Source organism: Plantactinospora sp. CNZ320 (assembly GCF_002846275.1).
This window is the reverse complement of the sequence record NZ_PJMP01000001.1, coordinates 956,654-971,542: the sequence shown is the minus strand read 5'-3', so window position 1 is coordinate 971,542 and position 14,889 is coordinate 956,654. Positions and strand designations below refer to the sequence as shown.

The 14,889-nt window shown below is 72.6% G+C and carries 15 protein-coding genes; 8 read left to right on the top strand and 7 right to left on the bottom strand.

All coding sequences use genetic code 11. The features are described from left to right. Positions 1-50: 50 nt before the first annotated feature. Both CLT71_RS04130 and CLT71_RS04125 read right to left on the bottom strand, forming a co-directional pair. The gene (locus tag CLT71_RS04130; RefSeq protein ID WP_199187504.1) at positions 51-491 is read right to left on the bottom strand and encodes a DUF2267 domain-containing protein; all 441 of its coding nucleotides are present in this window, start codon (positions 489-491) and stop codon (positions 51-53) included. A gap of 252 nt (positions 492-743) precedes the next feature. Then, positions 744-1,982, bottom strand: a complete 1,239-nt coding sequence (locus CLT71_RS04125) for an RNA-guided endonuclease InsQ/TnpB family protein (RefSeq protein WP_199187503.1) — start codon at positions 1,980-1,982, stop codon at positions 744-746. Between the two features lie 167 nt (positions 1,983-2,149). On the opposite strand from CLT71_RS04125, the gene CLT71_RS04120 reads away from it, so the two are divergent. Then, complete coding sequence (locus CLT71_RS04120; protein ID WP_101365924.1) at positions 2,150-3,556, top strand: selenium-binding family protein; 1,407 nt, start codon at positions 2,150-2,152, stop codon at positions 3,554-3,556. Further along, positions 3,553-4,191: a hypothetical protein gene (locus CLT71_RS04115; protein ID WP_101365923.1), complete on the top strand. Its 639-nt coding sequence runs from the start codon at positions 3,553-3,555 to the stop codon at positions 4,189-4,191. Before CLT71_RS04120 ends, CLT71_RS04115 begins: the two co-directional genes overlap by 4 nt. 133 nt (positions 4,192-4,324) lie before the next feature. On the opposite strand, the gene CLT71_RS04110 is transcribed toward CLT71_RS04115, so the two are convergent. Further along, positions 4,325-5,482, bottom strand: coding sequence for an XdhC/CoxI family protein (locus tag CLT71_RS04110; RefSeq protein WP_101365922.1), 1,158 nt, complete (start codon positions 5,480-5,482; stop codon positions 4,325-4,327). Positions 5,483-5,736: 254 nt separating this feature from the next. Between CLT71_RS04110 and CLT71_RS04105 the strand changes: the two genes are divergently transcribed. From CLT71_RS04105 to CLT71_RS04095, 3 genes are all read left to right on the top strand, one after another. Beyond that, positions 5,737-5,949 (top strand): phosphatidylethanolamine-binding protein, encoded by a 213-nt coding sequence (locus CLT71_RS04105; protein WP_101365921.1) that lies wholly within the window; start codon positions 5,737-5,739, stop codon positions 5,947-5,949. Positions 5,950-5,975: 26 nt separating this feature from the next. Beyond that, complete coding sequence (locus tag CLT71_RS04100; RefSeq protein ID WP_101371126.1) at positions 5,976-6,473, top strand: hypothetical protein; 498 nt, start codon at positions 5,976-5,978, stop codon at positions 6,471-6,473. A gap of 342 nt (positions 6,474-6,815) precedes the next feature. Then, entirely contained in the window at positions 6,816-7,472 is a 657-nt protein-coding gene (locus CLT71_RS04095; RefSeq protein WP_101365920.1) for a hypothetical protein, read from the top strand. A gap of 55 nt (positions 7,473-7,527) precedes the next feature. Here CLT71_RS04095 and CLT71_RS04090 read toward each other — a convergent pair whose 3' ends face one another. After that, a complete protein-coding gene (locus CLT71_RS04090) occupies positions 7,528-7,713 on the bottom strand; it encodes a hypothetical protein (RefSeq protein WP_369937580.1) in 186 nt (61 codons plus the stop codon). Positions 7,714-7,818: 105 nt separating this feature from the next. On the opposite strand from CLT71_RS04090, the gene CLT71_RS04085 reads away from it, so the two are divergent. Further along, the gene (locus CLT71_RS04085) at positions 7,819-8,907 is read left to right on the top strand and encodes an SRPBCC domain-containing protein (protein WP_101365919.1); all 1,089 of its coding nucleotides are present in this window, start codon (positions 7,819-7,821) and stop codon (positions 8,905-8,907) included. Between the two features lie 10 nt (positions 8,908-8,917). On the opposite strand, the gene CLT71_RS04080 is transcribed toward CLT71_RS04085, so the two are convergent. Both CLT71_RS04080 and CLT71_RS04075 read right to left on the bottom strand, forming a co-directional pair. Next, a complete protein-coding gene (locus CLT71_RS04080; RefSeq protein WP_199187502.1) occupies positions 8,918-10,258 on the bottom strand; it encodes a DUF1343 domain-containing protein in 1,341 nt (446 codons plus the stop codon). Between the two features lie 104 nt (positions 10,259-10,362). Next, positions 10,363-10,566: a hypothetical protein gene (locus tag CLT71_RS04075; protein WP_101365917.1), complete on the bottom strand. Its 204-nt coding sequence runs from the start codon at positions 10,564-10,566 to the stop codon at positions 10,363-10,365. A 132-nt stretch (positions 10,567-10,698) separates the two neighbouring features. On the opposite strand from CLT71_RS04075, the gene CLT71_RS04070 reads away from it, so the two are divergent. Both CLT71_RS04070 and CLT71_RS04065 read left to right on the top strand, forming a co-directional pair. Further along, positions 10,699-11,736, top strand: coding sequence for a DUF6461 domain-containing protein (locus CLT71_RS04070; protein ID WP_101365916.1), 1,038 nt, complete (start codon positions 10,699-10,701; stop codon positions 11,734-11,736). A gap of 201 nt (positions 11,737-11,937) precedes the next feature. Next, positions 11,938-13,113: a low temperature requirement protein A gene (locus tag CLT71_RS04065; protein ID WP_143743362.1), complete on the top strand. Its 1,176-nt coding sequence runs from the start codon at positions 11,938-11,940 to the stop codon at positions 13,111-13,113. Positions 13,114-13,116: 3 nt separating this feature from the next. Here the strand turns inward: CLT71_RS04065 and selB are convergent, their stop codons facing one another. Continuing rightward, on the bottom strand, positions 13,117-14,889 hold the full coding sequence (selB, locus tag CLT71_RS04060; RefSeq protein WP_101365914.1) for a selenocysteine-specific translation elongation factor: 1,773 nt from the start codon (positions 14,887-14,889) through the stop codon (positions 13,117-13,119).

Genomic DNA, 14,889 nt, shown 5'->3' with positions numbered 1-14,889 from the left:
AGCTAGCTCAGGAGGTGGTTCGGAAAATCAGGCGTGCCGGGCGGGCAGCGTCAGCCGCTCAGGCCGGCCCGGCCGAACAACGGGGCGTACCCGGACGGGAGTTGGGTCAGCACGTCGTTGAGCTCCCCGCCGGAGATGGCCTCGGCCAGGGTGCAGAGCACGGCGCTGGCGTCCCACTCGGCGGTCCGGGCACTCGCCCCGGCCCCGGTCGCCACCCGCCCCAGGAACTCCCGCGCGCCGAACGCGCCCGCAGCGCCCTGCCCGGCCGAGATCAGGGTCGCGGCCAGCGGGCCGGGCAACTGCGCGGCCAGGTCCTCCGCCTCGTCCGGGGTCAGCCGCTGGGCCAGGATGCCCAGCACCAGGTGGGTCACCCGTTCGGCCTCCGCCGGATCGGCGTACTCGCCCCGGTCGCGCACCTTGGCGACGAACTCGTCGTACCGCACTCCCCCACCCCCGTAGCCGGTGTCCGGTACGCCGATACCCGCCGGCACGCCGATGATGCGCTCCAGCCGACATCGGAAGCGGTTGCCCCTCGCTGCTCGTCGGCACTGCTGGCGGCGGATGCCGGGGGCCTTGCTGACGATCAGGAGATTGACGGATTCTTATCGGAACATCGACGCTCGGCGTCCGGGCGCGGCCCTTTCGGGGGTATCTACATATACAGACAGGTTTACTCGGTAATGCGCCTGCCGAGGTCGACCGACCGACCGTGGACAGGAGAAGTCTTGACATCCTCCGCCGCCCTAAAGGGCGGGGATTCCCTTGGTCGCCCTTGGGTTTTCCTGCTTCGACGCCGACTGCCTCGTCCGGGCGTCCGCCCGTTGAGGTCTTACACCGGCTCCACAGGCGGTAACGGAGAGCCCCTCCGCCAGAATGTTGCGGGCCGCGTTGACGTCGCGGTCGTGGACGGTGCCGCATCGGCAGGTCCACGCCCGCACGTCCAGCGGCATCCGATCAGCGAGCACACCACACGTCGAACACCGCTTGGTCGACGGGAACCAACGGTCGACAACGACCACGTCCCGACCGTGCCAGTCGGCTTTGTATTCGAGCATGGTGCGGAACTGCCGCCAGGCCGCGTCGCTGATGGCGCGGGCCAGAGTGTGGTTCTTGACCAAGTTCCGTACGGTCAGGTCCTCGATCACGATCGTTTGGTTGTCACGAACAAGTCGAGTGGTCAGTTTGTGCAGGTGGTCTCGACGCCGGTCGGTGATCCGCGCGTGGATCCGGGCCACCCTCAACCGGGCCTTGGCCCGGTTCACCGACCCCTTCTCCCTGCGGGCGAGTTGACGCTGTGCGCGGGCCAGAGCGGACCGGTCGCCGCGTTCGTGACGCGGGTTGGTGACCTTCTCCCCGGTACTCAACGTGAGCAGGCTGTCCAGCCCGGCGTCCACCCCAACGGCCGTATCCGCAGCCGGGGACGATTCGATCACATCGTCGCAGAGCAGGGACACGAACCAGCGTCCCGCCGCGTCCTGCGACACCGTCACCGTGGACGGCGACGCACCCGCCGCGTCCTGCGACACCGTCACCGTGGACGGCGACGCACCCCGCGGCAACGGCCGCGACCACACGATGTCCAACGGCCCGGTCATCTTGGCCAGGGTCAACCGGCCGTTGCGATAGCGGAACGCGCTGCTGGTGTACTCCGCCGACTTCCGCGACTTCTTCCTGGACTTGAAGCTCGGGTACCGGGCGCGTTTGGCGAAGAAGTTGACGAACGCGCCTTGCAGGTGGCGCAGGGCCTGCTGCAACGGCACGGACGACACCTCGTTGAGGAACGTCAGTTCCTCGGTCTTCTTCCACCCCGTGAGCATCGCGCTGGTAGCGGTGTAGTTGATCCGTTCCCGTCGCAGGGTCCACGCCTCGGTGCGAGCCTGCAGGGCCAGGTTGTAGACCTTCCGGACGCAACCGAACGTGCGCGACAGTTCTGCTGTCTGCGCCTCGGTCGGGTAGAAGCGGTACCTGAACGCCCGCTTCACGGTCCTGGACACGACTCACACGCTAACGCCCCAGCTGGTGAGCCTTACGGTGCCGCGCGGGTGGACGCCTGTCCGCCTTGCCGGCGGACCGGCTGTCCCTGCCCTACTCCGCAGAAGTTCCGTTTCCACTCCGGCCTGAAAGCCGGAGTATCCACGGAAGGAATCCGATGACCAGATGGACTCCGGACCCGACCTTCTACGCCTCGCCGCGAGACGCCGCCGGGGCGCCACCCGAGAAACTGGCGTACGTCGCCGCCTTCGACCGGACCGCCCGGCAACCCGACGCGATCGCCGTGGTCGACGTCGATCCGGACTCCCCCGACTACGGCAGGGTGGTGGGCTGGACCGAGCTGCCCTACCCCGGTGACGAGCTGCACCACTTCGGGTGGAACGCGTGCAGCAGCGCGCTCTGCCCGACCGCACCGCACCCGCACGTCGAGCGCCGCTACCTGATCGTGCCCGGGCTCCGCTCGTCCCGTATCCACATCCTGGACACCAAGGCGGACCCGAGGCGGCCCGAGGTGGTCAAGGTGCTGGAGCCGAAGGAGCTGGCCGACGGCGCCGGCTACTCCCGGCCGCACACCGTGCACTGCGGTCCGGACGGAATCTACGTCTCGGCGCTCGGCGGCGCGCACGGTGCCGACGGGCCCGGCGGGATCGCCGTGCTCGACCACGACACCTTCGAGGTACGCGGCGGCTGGGAGGTCGACCGGGGTCCGCAGTTCCTCGCGTACGACTTCTGGTGGCACCTCAACCAGGACGTGCTGGTCAGCTCCGAGTGGGGCACCCCGTCGATGATCGAGGACGGCATCGTCGGCGAACTGCTGCTGGGTAGGAAGTACGGGCACGCCCTGCACTTCTGGGACCTGCGCCGGCGGCGGCACGTGCAGACCGTCGACCTCGGCGACCAGTACCAGATGCCGCTGGAGCTGCGCCCGGCGCACGACCCGACGAAGACGTACGGCTTCGTCGGCGTGGTGATCAGCGTCGAGGACCTCTCCGCCTCGATCTGGGTCTGGCACCGCGACGGCGAGCGCTGGGCCGCCACCCGGGTGATCGACATACCGGCCGAGCCAGCCGACCCGGCACTCCTGCCCGACCTGCTAAAACCGTTCGGCGCGGTACCCCCACTGGTGACGGACATCGACCTCTCGGTGGACGACCGCTTCCTCTACGTCTCCTGCTGGGGCACCGGCGAACTGCGCCAGTACGACGTCCGCGACCCGTTCCACCCGGTGCAGACCGGCGCGGTACGCCTCGGCGGGATCGTCGGCCGCACGGCCCACCCGGCCCGCCCCGACCTGCCGCTGGCCGGTGGACCGCAGATGGTGGAGGTGAGCCGGGACGGCCGGCGGGTCTATCTGACCAACTCCCTCTACGGCGCCTGGGACGACCAGTTCTATCCGGACGGGGTGGGCGCCTGGCAGGCCAAGCTGGACGTCGACACCGAGCACGGCGGGATCGCCCCCGACCCACGGTTCTTCCCGCACGGCGACGACTTCCGGGGGCTGCGCGTGCACCAGACCCGGCTACAGGGCGGTGACGCCTCCTCCGACTCGTACTGCTTCGGGTGAGCTGGACGCAACTGGCCGGCCTGGTCGCGCTCGGCGCGTTCCACGGGCTCAACCCGGCGATGGGCTGGCTCTTCGCGGTCGCCCGGGGCCTGCAGGAGCGCCGCCGGGCGGCCCTGTTCGGGGCGCTGCCGGCGATCGCGGCCGGGCACGGCGCCTCGGTCGCCGTACTGGCCAGCCTGGTCACCGCGACCCGCTCGGTGCTGGCCAGCACCGTACTGGCGGTGTCGACCGGTGCCCTGCTGGTCGGTTTCGGGCTGTGGCGGATGCTCTCCCGCCGGCACTTCCGCTGGGTGGGGATGCGACTCTCGCTGGCCCAGCTCGCCGGCTGGTCGTTCCTGGTCTCCTCCGCGCACGGCGCCGGCCTGATGCTGCTCCCGGTGCTGCTGACCGGGCCGGCGCCGGTCGCCCCGGGACATGGCGGGCACCTGGCCGGCGTACCTGCCGGCGCGCTGACCGGGTTGGCCGCCGCCGGTGTGCACACGGCGGCGATGTTCGCGGTGGCGGCCGGCTGCGCGCTGCTGGTCTACGAGGTGCTGGGTACCGGGATCCTGCGCCGCGCCTGGTTCAACCTGGACCGGCTCTGGGCGGCGGTGCTGGTCGCCACCGGCCTGGTCACCCTGGTCACGGCATTCTGAGCCGCGTTGACCATGACCGTGCCGGCCCAACTCTCGGTAAGGTCCCGGATCAACGAGTCCTCGTCAGCGCGGTGCCGAGTCGGCGAGCCCGTTGCTGCGACCGCCGAACCGTCCGGCGCCTTCGCGGTCGGGATCAGCCGACCGGGGCCGCCTGCTCGGGTACCCCCGCCTCGTGGTGGATCCGGCCGGAGATCGCCGACAGCCGGCTCCCGGTGCCGCCCCAGCGGCCGGCGATCACCTCGGCGGCGATGCTGACCGCGGTCTCCTCCGGGGTACGTGCCCCCAGGTCGAGCCCGAGTGGTGAGGAGAGCCGCCCCAGCTCCGTCGCGGAGAGGCCGGCGGCGCGCAGCCGGGCCAGCCGGTCGTCGTGGGTACGCCGCGAGCCCATCGCGCCGACGTAGCCGAGCGGCAGCCGCAGGGCCACCTCGAGTACCGGCACGTCGAACCTGGGCTCGTGGGTCAGTACGCAGACCACGGTGCGCCCGTCGAGCCGGCCGGCCTCGGCCTCGGCCCGCAGGTAGCGGTGCGGCCAGTCGACCACCACCTCGTGGGCGTCCGGCAACCGGCGCGCGGTGGCGAAGACCGGACGGGCGTCACACACCGTCACCCGGTAGCCGAGAAAGGCGCCGATCCGGGCCAGGGCGGCAGCGAAGTCGATCGCGCCGAACACGATCATGCGGGGCGGTGCGGCGTACGCCGCGACGAAGAGCAGCAGATCGTCGCCGCGACGTTCGCCCTGGTAGCCGTAGCGGAGGGTGCCGGTGCGGCCGGTGGCCAGCAGTCCCCGGCTGTCGTCGGTGGCCGCCGCGTCCAGCCGGTCGCTGCCCAGCGAACCGGCGGTGCGGTCGGGCCAGACCACCAGGCGCCGGCCGAGCCGCCCGGCCGGGTCGGTTGCCCCGGCCGACACGCAGGTCACCACGGCGACCGGCTCGCCGGCCCGGATCGACGCCGCCACTTCGGCGAACTCGCCGAAACCGGCCGGATCGACCCGTTCGACGTAGACGTCGAGCACGCCCCCACAGGTGAGGCCGATCGCGAACGCGTCGTCGTCGGTGACTCCGTACCGTTGCAGGGCCGGCTCTCCGCTGGCGGTGACCTGCCGGGTCAGGTCGTAGACGGCGCCCTCGACGCAGCCGCCCGAGACGCTGCCCACCGCGGTGCCGTCCGGGCCGACCAGCATGGTCGCACCGGCCTGGCGCGGCGCGGAATGCCAGGTCTCGACGACCGTCGCCATCCCGACCGGTTCGCCCGCCCGCCACCACCGGTCCAGTTCGTCCAGCACGTCACGCATGACCCGCTCACCCGTACCCGTTCCGTCTGCTCGGTCGGCCGGTAGCCCGGCGCTCCGACGTGGTTGCCGGACAACGCGACAGCATTCGCCGATCGTCCCATATGTCCGATCAGTCGCGCCGGCCCCACCGCAGACCGCACTGCGAGATTACGCGCCCGGCCGGGCGGCGGGCACGGCCGTCACGCTGCGTGAATGGCCCGGAGCCGGGCGGGTAGACCAGCCGGGACGGCGCCTGACACGACGGGAGGCAGCCCATGCCAGGACCACGACCGGGCAGCAACGCGTACGACGTGGAGCGTGCGCGGCTGCGCAAACGCATAGACGACTCCGGCCGCCGGACCAACGACGGCAAGGCCGACGACACCGCGAACCGGTACCTCCAGGAGGAGCGTGGCCGACGGGGCTTCGTCAGGGGTGAACGGGGACTCGGCCCGAAGGGCGAACGCGGCCCGGGAGAGCCGAAGTGAACGGGCCGGCCGCCCTAGCCGATTTCCTGGACCGGCAGCCCTCGGGTGGTCCGGTCGCCGACGCGGTCGACGGGGTGATCGCCGGGGCGGTCGGCAGCGTGGCGCTGAACGTGGTCACCTACCTCGACATGGCGCTGCGGGCACGACCGGCCAGCAGCACCCCGGAGGAGAGCGCCCAGCGGCTGGCCGACCTGCTGCATGTCGGTCTGGGGCCCGAGGATCGGGCGGCGAACCGCCGCTCGGGCCTCGGGCCCCTGCTCGGCTACGCCACCGGGGTACTGGCCGGGGCGGCGCTCACCGTCATCGGGCTGCGTCGCCTCCCCGGGCCGGTGGCGGCCGGGCTCTTCGGTGCCGGGGTCATGCTGGCGTCGGACGGCACGTTGACGGCGCTGGGCCTGACCGATCCGCGCCGGTGGAGCCGGACCGACTGGCTCACCGACATCGTTCCGCACCTGGCGTACGGGGTGGCCGCCGTCGCCACGCTCGGCCAGTTGCGTCGCCGCCAGCCACGTCGCCGCGGGTGAGCCGGCTGCGTGGAACGTCCCGGCCCGCCCCTCTTGCGCGCACCGGGCCCGGTCCGCCGGGACCGGGCCGCCGCCGGCCGTCGGAACTGGGGCGCCGGCCGTCCGGGACGGGTCACCGGGTGCCGTACCTTCGTCATCGCCGTCCCCTTCCGCCCCGCAGCCGGTGGGCGCCGACCGGCGGTGGTCCGCCGGCCGGCGGGGTGCCCCGGGGGTTCGCAACCGTCCGGTTCGCCGGGCGGGTCACGCACGGCCGGGTACCCGACGGGGGAATACCCGGTGCGGGTGCCGCCATTCGGTCAACCGCCCTGGTGCGTACGGCCGCTGCCCGGGTAACCGGACTGAATGAACCGTGACCGCGCACTGGTACGGGTGCTGCTGGACCGGCAGGGCCGCACGTACGCCGAGGAGGCGGGCATCCGGCTCGCCGACCGGCCCGGCCCGCTCTACCAACTGCTGCTGCTGACCACGCTGCTCAGTACCCGGATCCGGGCGGGTGTGGCGGTGGCCGCCGCCCGGGAACTCTTCGCCGCCGGCTGCCGTACCCCGCAGGGCACGGAGGCGCTGAGTTGGCAGGACCTGGTCGACGCGCTGGGTCGGGGGCACTACCGGCGCTACGACGAACGGACCGCGACGATGCTGGGCAGGGCGGCACGAGTGTGCCTGGAGCGGTGGAACGGCGACCTGCGTCGGTTGCACCGGGAGGCGGGCGACGACCGGGACGCCCTCCGGCGCGAGCTGACCCGGTTTCCGGGCATCGGACCGACCGGAGCGGACATCTTCCTCCGGGAGGTGCAGGCGGTCTGGCCGGGCCTGCGCCCGTACGCCGACCGTCGGGCGGTGAACGCGGCCGACCGGCTCGGCCTGCCGTCCACACCGGACAGGCTGGCCAGGCTGGTCGGCGGCGCCGACTTCCCACGGCTGGCGTCCGCGCTGGTCCGGGTCTCCCTCGGGCAGCAGTCGATCGGCGAGCTGACCAGGGCCGCCGCCGGCACCCGGTGACGAGCCGGCCGGGTGGTGGGTCGACGGCTCGGGTCGAGCCGGGGGTGTCGCCGGGTCAGCTCACCGGCTTGCCCGAGGTCGGCCGGGTCAGGTACCAGACGGTCAGGCCGGCGGCGACCGCCAGCAGCAGGACGGTGTTCGTGACTCCGCCTCCCTCCCCCTCCTGTCCGGTGCTGCCGAAGTAGATGACGGCGAGTGCCGCACCGATCGACAACAGGGTGCGCAATCCCTTGTTTTTCACGCAAACCATACTAATTTCGACAGAGCGCTCGCTTTCGTTGATTCGGCCAAACAAGCCCGGCAGGGCAGGGAAATCCGGATCGGCCGATGGCCGTACAGTTCCGCCGTGACCGAAATCCGGACCACTGTCGAGCTGCGCCACCCCCCGGAGCGGGTCTGGCGGGCCCTCACCGATCGCGAGCTGCTGCCGAAGTGGTTCGCCTCGGTCGAGCCACGGCCCTCGTCGATCAGCCGGTTCGAGCTGCGCCCCGTGGACCTGCCCGAACTCGACGAGCTGATCGTCATCGAGCTGGTCGAGGTCGATCGGCCGCATCGGTTGCTGTTGCGCTGGCCGGAGGAGGGCCGGCCGACCCGGCTGGAGTGCGAGCTGACCCCCACCGCCGAGGGCTGCCGGCTGACCGTCGTGCACGGCGACGACGCGGAGCCCTGGCTTCCGGCCGACCCCGCCGGGCGCGAGGAGTGTTACCAGCGACTGCTCGACACCCGGCTGCCGGCCGTACTCGACTGGCTGGCGTTCCGGGAGGTGGACCTGCCCGGACCGACCCAGGTCATCCCGGCGGTGCCGGCCGGGCGGGCCGGACCGAACCGGTCCCGGCGCCGAGGCGGCGCCGCGCTGGCCGTCCTGGCCCTGGCGGTCGGCGCGGTGGTAGTGGTCGCCGGCCTGACCCTGGGACGGGGCGACGACGCGCCGCCCGGTGCGGCGGCCACCGTCGGCAGCGCCGCGCCGAGCACGCCGCCGGGTACCACAGCTCCGGTCGCCCGGACCCCGGCCGGCGCGGCGACCCCGGCCCAGCCCAGCCGGCCGGCCCGGGCCGGGGCGACACCCCGCCGTACGTCGCCGGCCGCCACCAGCGGCACCGCACCGAGGCCGGGTCAGCCGAGGTTGAGCGCCAGCTACAGCACGGTGTCGAGCCGACTGCTCGGCTACCAGGGTGAGGTGGTGGTGACCAACGACGGCACCGCGACCGCGACCCGATGGACGGTGGTGATCACGCTCTCCGGCGGCGCCCAGGTGGCCAGCGCCACCGGGGCGGAGAGTTACCGGCAGGAGGATCGGCAGGTCACCTTCACCGGCGCACCGCTGGCGGCGAACCGGTCGGCGACGATCAGGTTCGAGGTCGAGCGCGACACCACGCTCACCCAGAAACGGCCGACGAGCTGCGCCGTGGGCGACCAGCCGTGCGCCGGGCTGTGAGGCCGACGGCTCAGTAGAGCAGGTACGGGCGCCGCCGTCGGTCGAACTCCGCCAGCTCGGCCGACCAGGCCCCCACCACGTCCGACACGTCCGCCCCGGCGTCGATCATCGTACGCAGCCGGGTGGAGCCGGTGAGCTTGTCGATCCAGTACGGCCGGGCGGCGTCCCAGCTGTCCGCCCGCCAGGCGAACGCCGGATATTTACGGGACTCGACGAGCATCGCCACCCCGGCTCGGACCGGGTCGAACCGGGCCGGGTCGGTGACCCGCACCTCCACGCCCGCGCAGAGCTTGTTGAGCAGGTCCGGCTTCTGCCCGGCCGCGGTCGGCGAGAAGTACGCCTCCCGGAACTCGACCCCGGGCAGATCCCGGGCGACCAGCCGGTCCACCAGGTGGTAGTCGAAATCGGTGGCCAGGCCGCCGACCAGCTCGAAGGGCCGGGTGGTGCCCCGCCCCTCGGTCATCGAGGCGACGCCCTCGAACATGCAGGTGCCGGGGTAGACATGTGCGGTGTCCGGGGTCGGCACGTTCGGGCTGGGCATCACCCACGGCACCCCGGTGTCCTGGGCGAAGTCGCCACGACGCCAGCCCCGGCAGCGCACCACCGTCAGGTCGACCGGCCGGCCCGCCTCGGCCGGCAGGAACTCGCCGTTGTAGAACCGGGCCAGTTCACCGACCGTCATGCCGTGCTGCTGCACGATCTCCTTCTTGCCGACGCCTGAGGTGAACGGCGTGGTCATCATCGGCCCGTACGCCCGGCCGCCGATCGGGTTGGGTCGGTCGAGTACGACGTACCGGATGCCGAGCCGGGCGGCGGCGACCATCGAGTCGTAGAGGGTCCAGATGTAGGTGTAGAAGCGGGCGCCCACGTCCTGGATGTCGAAGACGACTGTGTCGACTCCGGCCCGGGTGATCAGTTCACCCCACTTCGCCTGCGAGGCGCCGTACGCGTCGTAGACCGTGATGCCGGTCCGGGCGTCGATCCCGGTCCCCTCGCTGCCACCGGCCTGGGCGGAGCCCCGGAAGCCGTGTTCCGGCCCGAACGCGGCGGCGAGCTGCACCCGGCCGGAGGCGTGCATCAGGTCGACGAGGTGGCGGTAGCGGGAGTCCACCCCGGTCGGGTTGGAGAGCACCCCGACCCGCTGGCCGGCGAGGACGGTGAATCCGGAGTCGACGAGCACGTCCAGCCCGGTGCTGACCCGCCGGCCGTGCCCACCGCCGCGCCCGCCCGATCCGGAGCGGTCCGCCCCGGTCTCCGGGGCGGCGGAGGCGACGGCTCCGTCGAGGGTGCCGGCGGTGGCGCCCAGGGCGCTCACGGCGGCGGTGCTGGCGAGGAACCTTCTGCGTTGCACGACGGCCTCCCGGGGGCGGGGCTGGGAACGTGCTTCGGAAGTTACCTACGCCACAATGGTTGGTCAAGAAGGAAAACTACGACAGCCGGAACGGCTACCGAGCCTCAGAGGTCCTCCGCCACCAGATCGCCGAGTTCGATGTTCTGGATCATCAACCAGCGGGCCAGCGCCGGCATGCCGTACAGCCACAGTGGGGCGGACTCGGTGGTGCCGTTGGTGGCGTAGACGGCGAACCGCAGGTCGGGAGCGTGGACCGCCTCGATCCGCCAGCGGTGGTTCTTGTCCCGCCAGATGGCGGATGGGTCCATGCCCCTCACCGTAGTGCCGTCTGCGGTAGCGTCCGGCGGATTCTGTCGTACGCCCGGAGTTGACTGGCGGACGGTTGGGTTGCGCCACCGGCGGGTGCGGGTGGCGGGCGGTGGATCGAGGACGGGGGCGGCGTGGCCGGTTACGAGTGGCTCGACGACTACCACCTGACCGAGGGGTTCTGCCTGACGTTCGTCCGGGACCCGGACGAGGAGGCGGTGCTGCGCCGGTTCGGTGTCGATCCGGCCAGCCTCCGGTCACTGGATGGCCTGGCCGAGTCCGCCGAGCCGGCCGACTATCCCGTGCTGGCCGGCCGGCTCGACGGCTGGGTCTTCGTGCTGGAGGAGAACGGTTACGAGGGAAGCCGGCCCGAGGTGCTGCGAGCCGTCTCCGCCGACACCGAGGCGCTGTCGGTCTACACGAACGTCAACGGCAACCGACGGTTCGCCCACGCCGTGCAGGGCGTCGTGCGCACCGGATTCGATCCGAGTTCGCCGGTACGGCGCTGGGGCGAGGAACCGGACGCCCTGGTGCCGCTGATGCGCCAGGTCGGCCTGCCGGACAGTGGCGACGCCGGCTGGTCCAGCGCCGGGCTGGAGGCCGGTTTGCGGCTCGCCGACCTGATCACCGGCGTGCACCTCGACGCCGACCGGCTGTCCGGGCCGCTGACCACCGGCGAGCTCGTACCCCTGCTCCCGGACCCGCCCACGCTGCCGAGCTGGATGCTGCGCGAGGACCACGAGCTGCTGACCGCGATCACCTCCGCCGACCCCGGGCTGCTGCGCCGGGTCGTGGTGGCCGAGGCGCGGTGGCATGCCGACGAATCGGGGATCACCGAGCAGCCGGTGGTGGCCCAGGCGCTGGCCGAGGCGGACCGGGGCGGGACGCGCGTCGTGCCGGACGACTCGGCACTCGGTCTGTTCCTGCGCGATCTGGCCTGCCAGGCCGACGTCGCCGGCAACTCACTCGCGCTGCCGACCCAGCGGGGTCGGATGACCGACGCAGAGCGGCTGCAGGCGTTCCGGCGGCACACCGCCGGGCTGGCGGTGGCGGCGGCGCTCTTCCCCGATCCGGTCCGGGCCGCCTATCAGGTGCTCGGCTGGGTGGCCCCGGCCCGCGACCCGATCCGGGTCGCCCGCCGGACGCAGTTGCTCAGCGCGCTACGCGGCTGAGGCGACTCCGGCCCGGCGGCCGGCACCGCGTCGCGTCCAGCGCCGCGACTCCCTCGGTCAAGTTGCCAATACCCGAAGCCGCGAACCGGACCGTCCGGCCCGTGGTACGACTGCATCGACAGCAGGGTGTACGGCGGGTCCGTGCAGGTCGAAGCGGCAGCCGGCAGCCCGGATGCGGCGGGTTGGGAGAACGGGCGGCCGATGGCGACGGGCAGACACTCCACGCTGATCCGCGACCCGAGCCATCCGCAGCGGGCCACTCCGGTGGAACTCTTCTACGACCTCGTCTTCGTCTTCATGCTGGCCCGGCTGGCCGAGGCATTGATCATGAAGCTGACCCCGCTCGGCGTCTACCAGACGCTTCTGCTGCTGCTGGCCATCTGGTGGGTGTGGTCCTACACCAACCTGACCACCGACACGCTCGACTCACGCCGCCCCGCCGTCCAACTCGTGGTCATCACGATCATGCTCGGCAGCCTGCTGATCTCGACCGCACTGCCCGAGGCGTTCAACGGCCGGGCCCTGCTCTTCGTCTCCTCGTACGTCGGCATCCACCTGTTCCGCAGTGCCGCCCTCGCGGTGATTCTGCGGAATCACCGGCTGCGCAACCGCCCGCTGCGCGGGATCTTCTGGTTCAGCCTCTCCGGCGCGATCTGGTTCGCCGGGGTCTTCGTCACCGGCACACCACGGCTGCTGCTCTGGACGGCAGCCCTGGCCATGGACTACCTCGGGCCGGTGGTGCGCTGGCCCACCCCGTGGATCGGACGCTCGCCTTCCTGGGAGTGGAACACCGCCGGGGAACACCTGGCCGAGCGGTACCGCCAGTTCATCATCATCGCCCTTGGCGAGAGCGTCGTGATCACTGCCCGCACGGTACGGAGCACCAACTACGGGCCGGAGCAGGCCGCGGCCGTACTGGTCTCGTTCGTCAGCACCGTACTGCTCTGGTGGATCTACTTCTACCGGGCTCGGGAGAAGCTCGGCAGCGCCATCATCGGCTCGGCCGACCCGGGCCGGGAGACCAAGTGGGCCGGGTACGCCCACCTGATCATGGTGGCCGGCGTCGTCCTGACCTCGGTCAGCGACGAGCTGGTCATCAGGCATCCGATGGGCAACACACCCGGCGGCTGGGTCGCGGTGATCGTCGGCGGTCCCACGCTCTTCCTCGCCGGCCGGATCCTGCTGGGACACGAGGTCTTCATCCGGGTGGCCCGACCCTGGCTGGTCGGGATCGCCGTGCTGGTCCTGACGGCACCGATGATGGTCCTGCTGCCGCCGCTGGCCGTCGCCGCGGTCGTGCTGCTCGTCCTGCTCGGGGTCGTCATCGCCGACGTGGTGACCGTCCACGAGCCCGGCGGCACGCCCAGCATCACCTAGCGGCTACGAGCGGGTCGGGGTGCCGAGCACGATCCGGGCGTCGTCCGGCAGCCGGCGGGTGGCGCCGCGCCGGTCCAGCAGTTCGAGTAGCGGCACCGCCACCCGCCGGGTCGTACCGAGGGCCTGTCGCGCGGTGCTGAGGGTGAACGGCTGCGGCAGTTCGGCAAGTACCCGGATCGCCCGGTCGGGGGCGTCCGGCAACAGGACGACGTTGTCGGCGAGCTTGAGCAGGACACCAGCGCGAACCGCGGCGCCGATCTCCCGGTATCCGAGCCCGAACTCGGCGAGCCGGGCCGCCTCCGGGGCCACGAACGGCCGCTCGGCCAGCTCCGCGCCGACCCGGCGTACCGCCCGGGCAACCTGCTCGGGCAGGCCGCCGGCCGCCCCGTCCACGCCGATCCGGCCGTCCCGGGTCAGCAGTGGCGCCGCGACCAACGCCTCGACCAGGAGCCGGTCCGGCAGGTCGAGCAGCCGGCGGGCGGTCTCGACCGGTACCCCGGGCTCCAGCGGATGCGCCCGCGTCCACCGGGTCACCCCGTCGACCAGTCGCCGCCCCAGTTCCCGCCAGTGCGCCGGGTCGGCGTGCCAGTCCCCCACCACCGGCGTGGTCGTCACCGTCACGCCCATCCGCTCCAGCGCGGACCGCCGGACCAGGCCACGCCGGGCCAGCTCACCCGCCTCGTCGGGGCGGCCGTCCAACCCGGCAAGCACCGCCGCCCGGCCAGCCGCCGCACCACGCCGGCTCAACCTCGGCGGTACGACGTCGAGCACCGTCACCCCGCCGGCCACGTGCCGCCGACCGGGATCCCGCAGCAACGCCCGGTCACCGACGCAGAGCGGTAGCGGCCGGTCCAGCCGCAGCCGGGCGGTGTCGGCGCCGAGCGGGCGTACCCGGGCGGTCACCGCGGCGGAGCCGACGTGCAGGGTCAGCTCCGCCGGCAGCCGCGCCACCGGATCACCGACCAGCCGGACGTCGACCAGGTCGGTCTGCTGGAACCGTCCCGGGGTGAGCAGCGCGTCGCCCCGGCCGACCTGCTCCCGGGCCACCCCGCGCAGGTTGACCGCGACCCGGGCCACCCCGGCGACCTCGGAGACCTGGGTACCGAGGGTCTGCAACCCCCTGATCCGGACCCGCCGCCCGTCACCGGTCAGCTCCAGCTCGTCACCGGTGCGCAGCACTCCCCCGCCGAGGGTGCCGGTCAGCACCGTGCCGCTGCCCCGGATGGTGAACGCCCGGTCCACCCAGAGCCGCACCGGGCCGCCCGGCTCCGGTACCGGCAGCCGGGCGGCGAGCCGGTCCAGGGCGGCGCGCAGCTGCGGCAACCCCGCCCCGGTGAGCGCGCTGGCCGAGACCGCCTCGACCGGGCCGAGCGAGGTGGCGGCGATCTGGGCGAGCGCCAGTTCGGTTGCGGCGGCCGGATCGGCCAGGTCGGTTCGGGTCACCACCAGCAGCCCGTGCCGGACTCCGAGCGCGTCCAGCGCGGCCAGGTGCTCGGCGGACTGCGGCATCCAGCCCTCGTCGGCGGCGACCACGAAGAGCGCGGCCGGGACCGGACCGACCCCGGCCAGCATGTTCGGGACGAACCGCTCGTGCCCGGGTACGTCCACGAAGGCCAGTACCGTGCCGGACGGCAGTGCGGTCCAGGCGAAGCCGAGGTCGATGGTCATGCCCCGGCGCCGCTCCTCCGCCCAGCGGTCCGGCTCCATCCCGGTCAACGCCCGGACCAGCGTGGACTTGCCGTGGTCGACGTGTCCGGCGGTGGCGATGACCTGCAC

Bases quoted from the DNA above. Each gene is read 5' to 3' on its own strand.
- CLT71_RS04110 (WP_101365922.1), bottom strand. From the start codon at position 5,482: ATGCGTGACGTGCTGGACGAACTGGACCGGTGGTGGCGGGCGGGCGAA.
- CLT71_RS04065 (WP_143743362.1), top strand. From the start codon at position 11,938: ATGGCGACGGGCAGACACTCCACGCTGATCCGCGACCCGAGCCATCCG.
- CLT71_RS04120 (WP_101365924.1), top strand. From the start codon at position 2,150: ATGACCAGATGGACTCCGGACCCGACCTTCTACGCCTCGCCGCGAGAC.
- CLT71_RS04075 (WP_101365917.1), bottom strand. From the start codon at position 10,566: ATGGACCCATCCGCCATCTGGCGGGACAAGAACCACCGCTGGCGGATC.
- CLT71_RS04095 (WP_101365920.1), top strand. From the start codon at position 6,816: ATGAACCGTGACCGCGCACTGGTACGGGTGCTGCTGGACCGGCAGGGC.
- CLT71_RS04105 (WP_101365921.1), top strand. From the start codon at position 5,737: ATGCCAGGACCACGACCGGGCAGCAACGCGTACGACGTGGAGCGTGCG.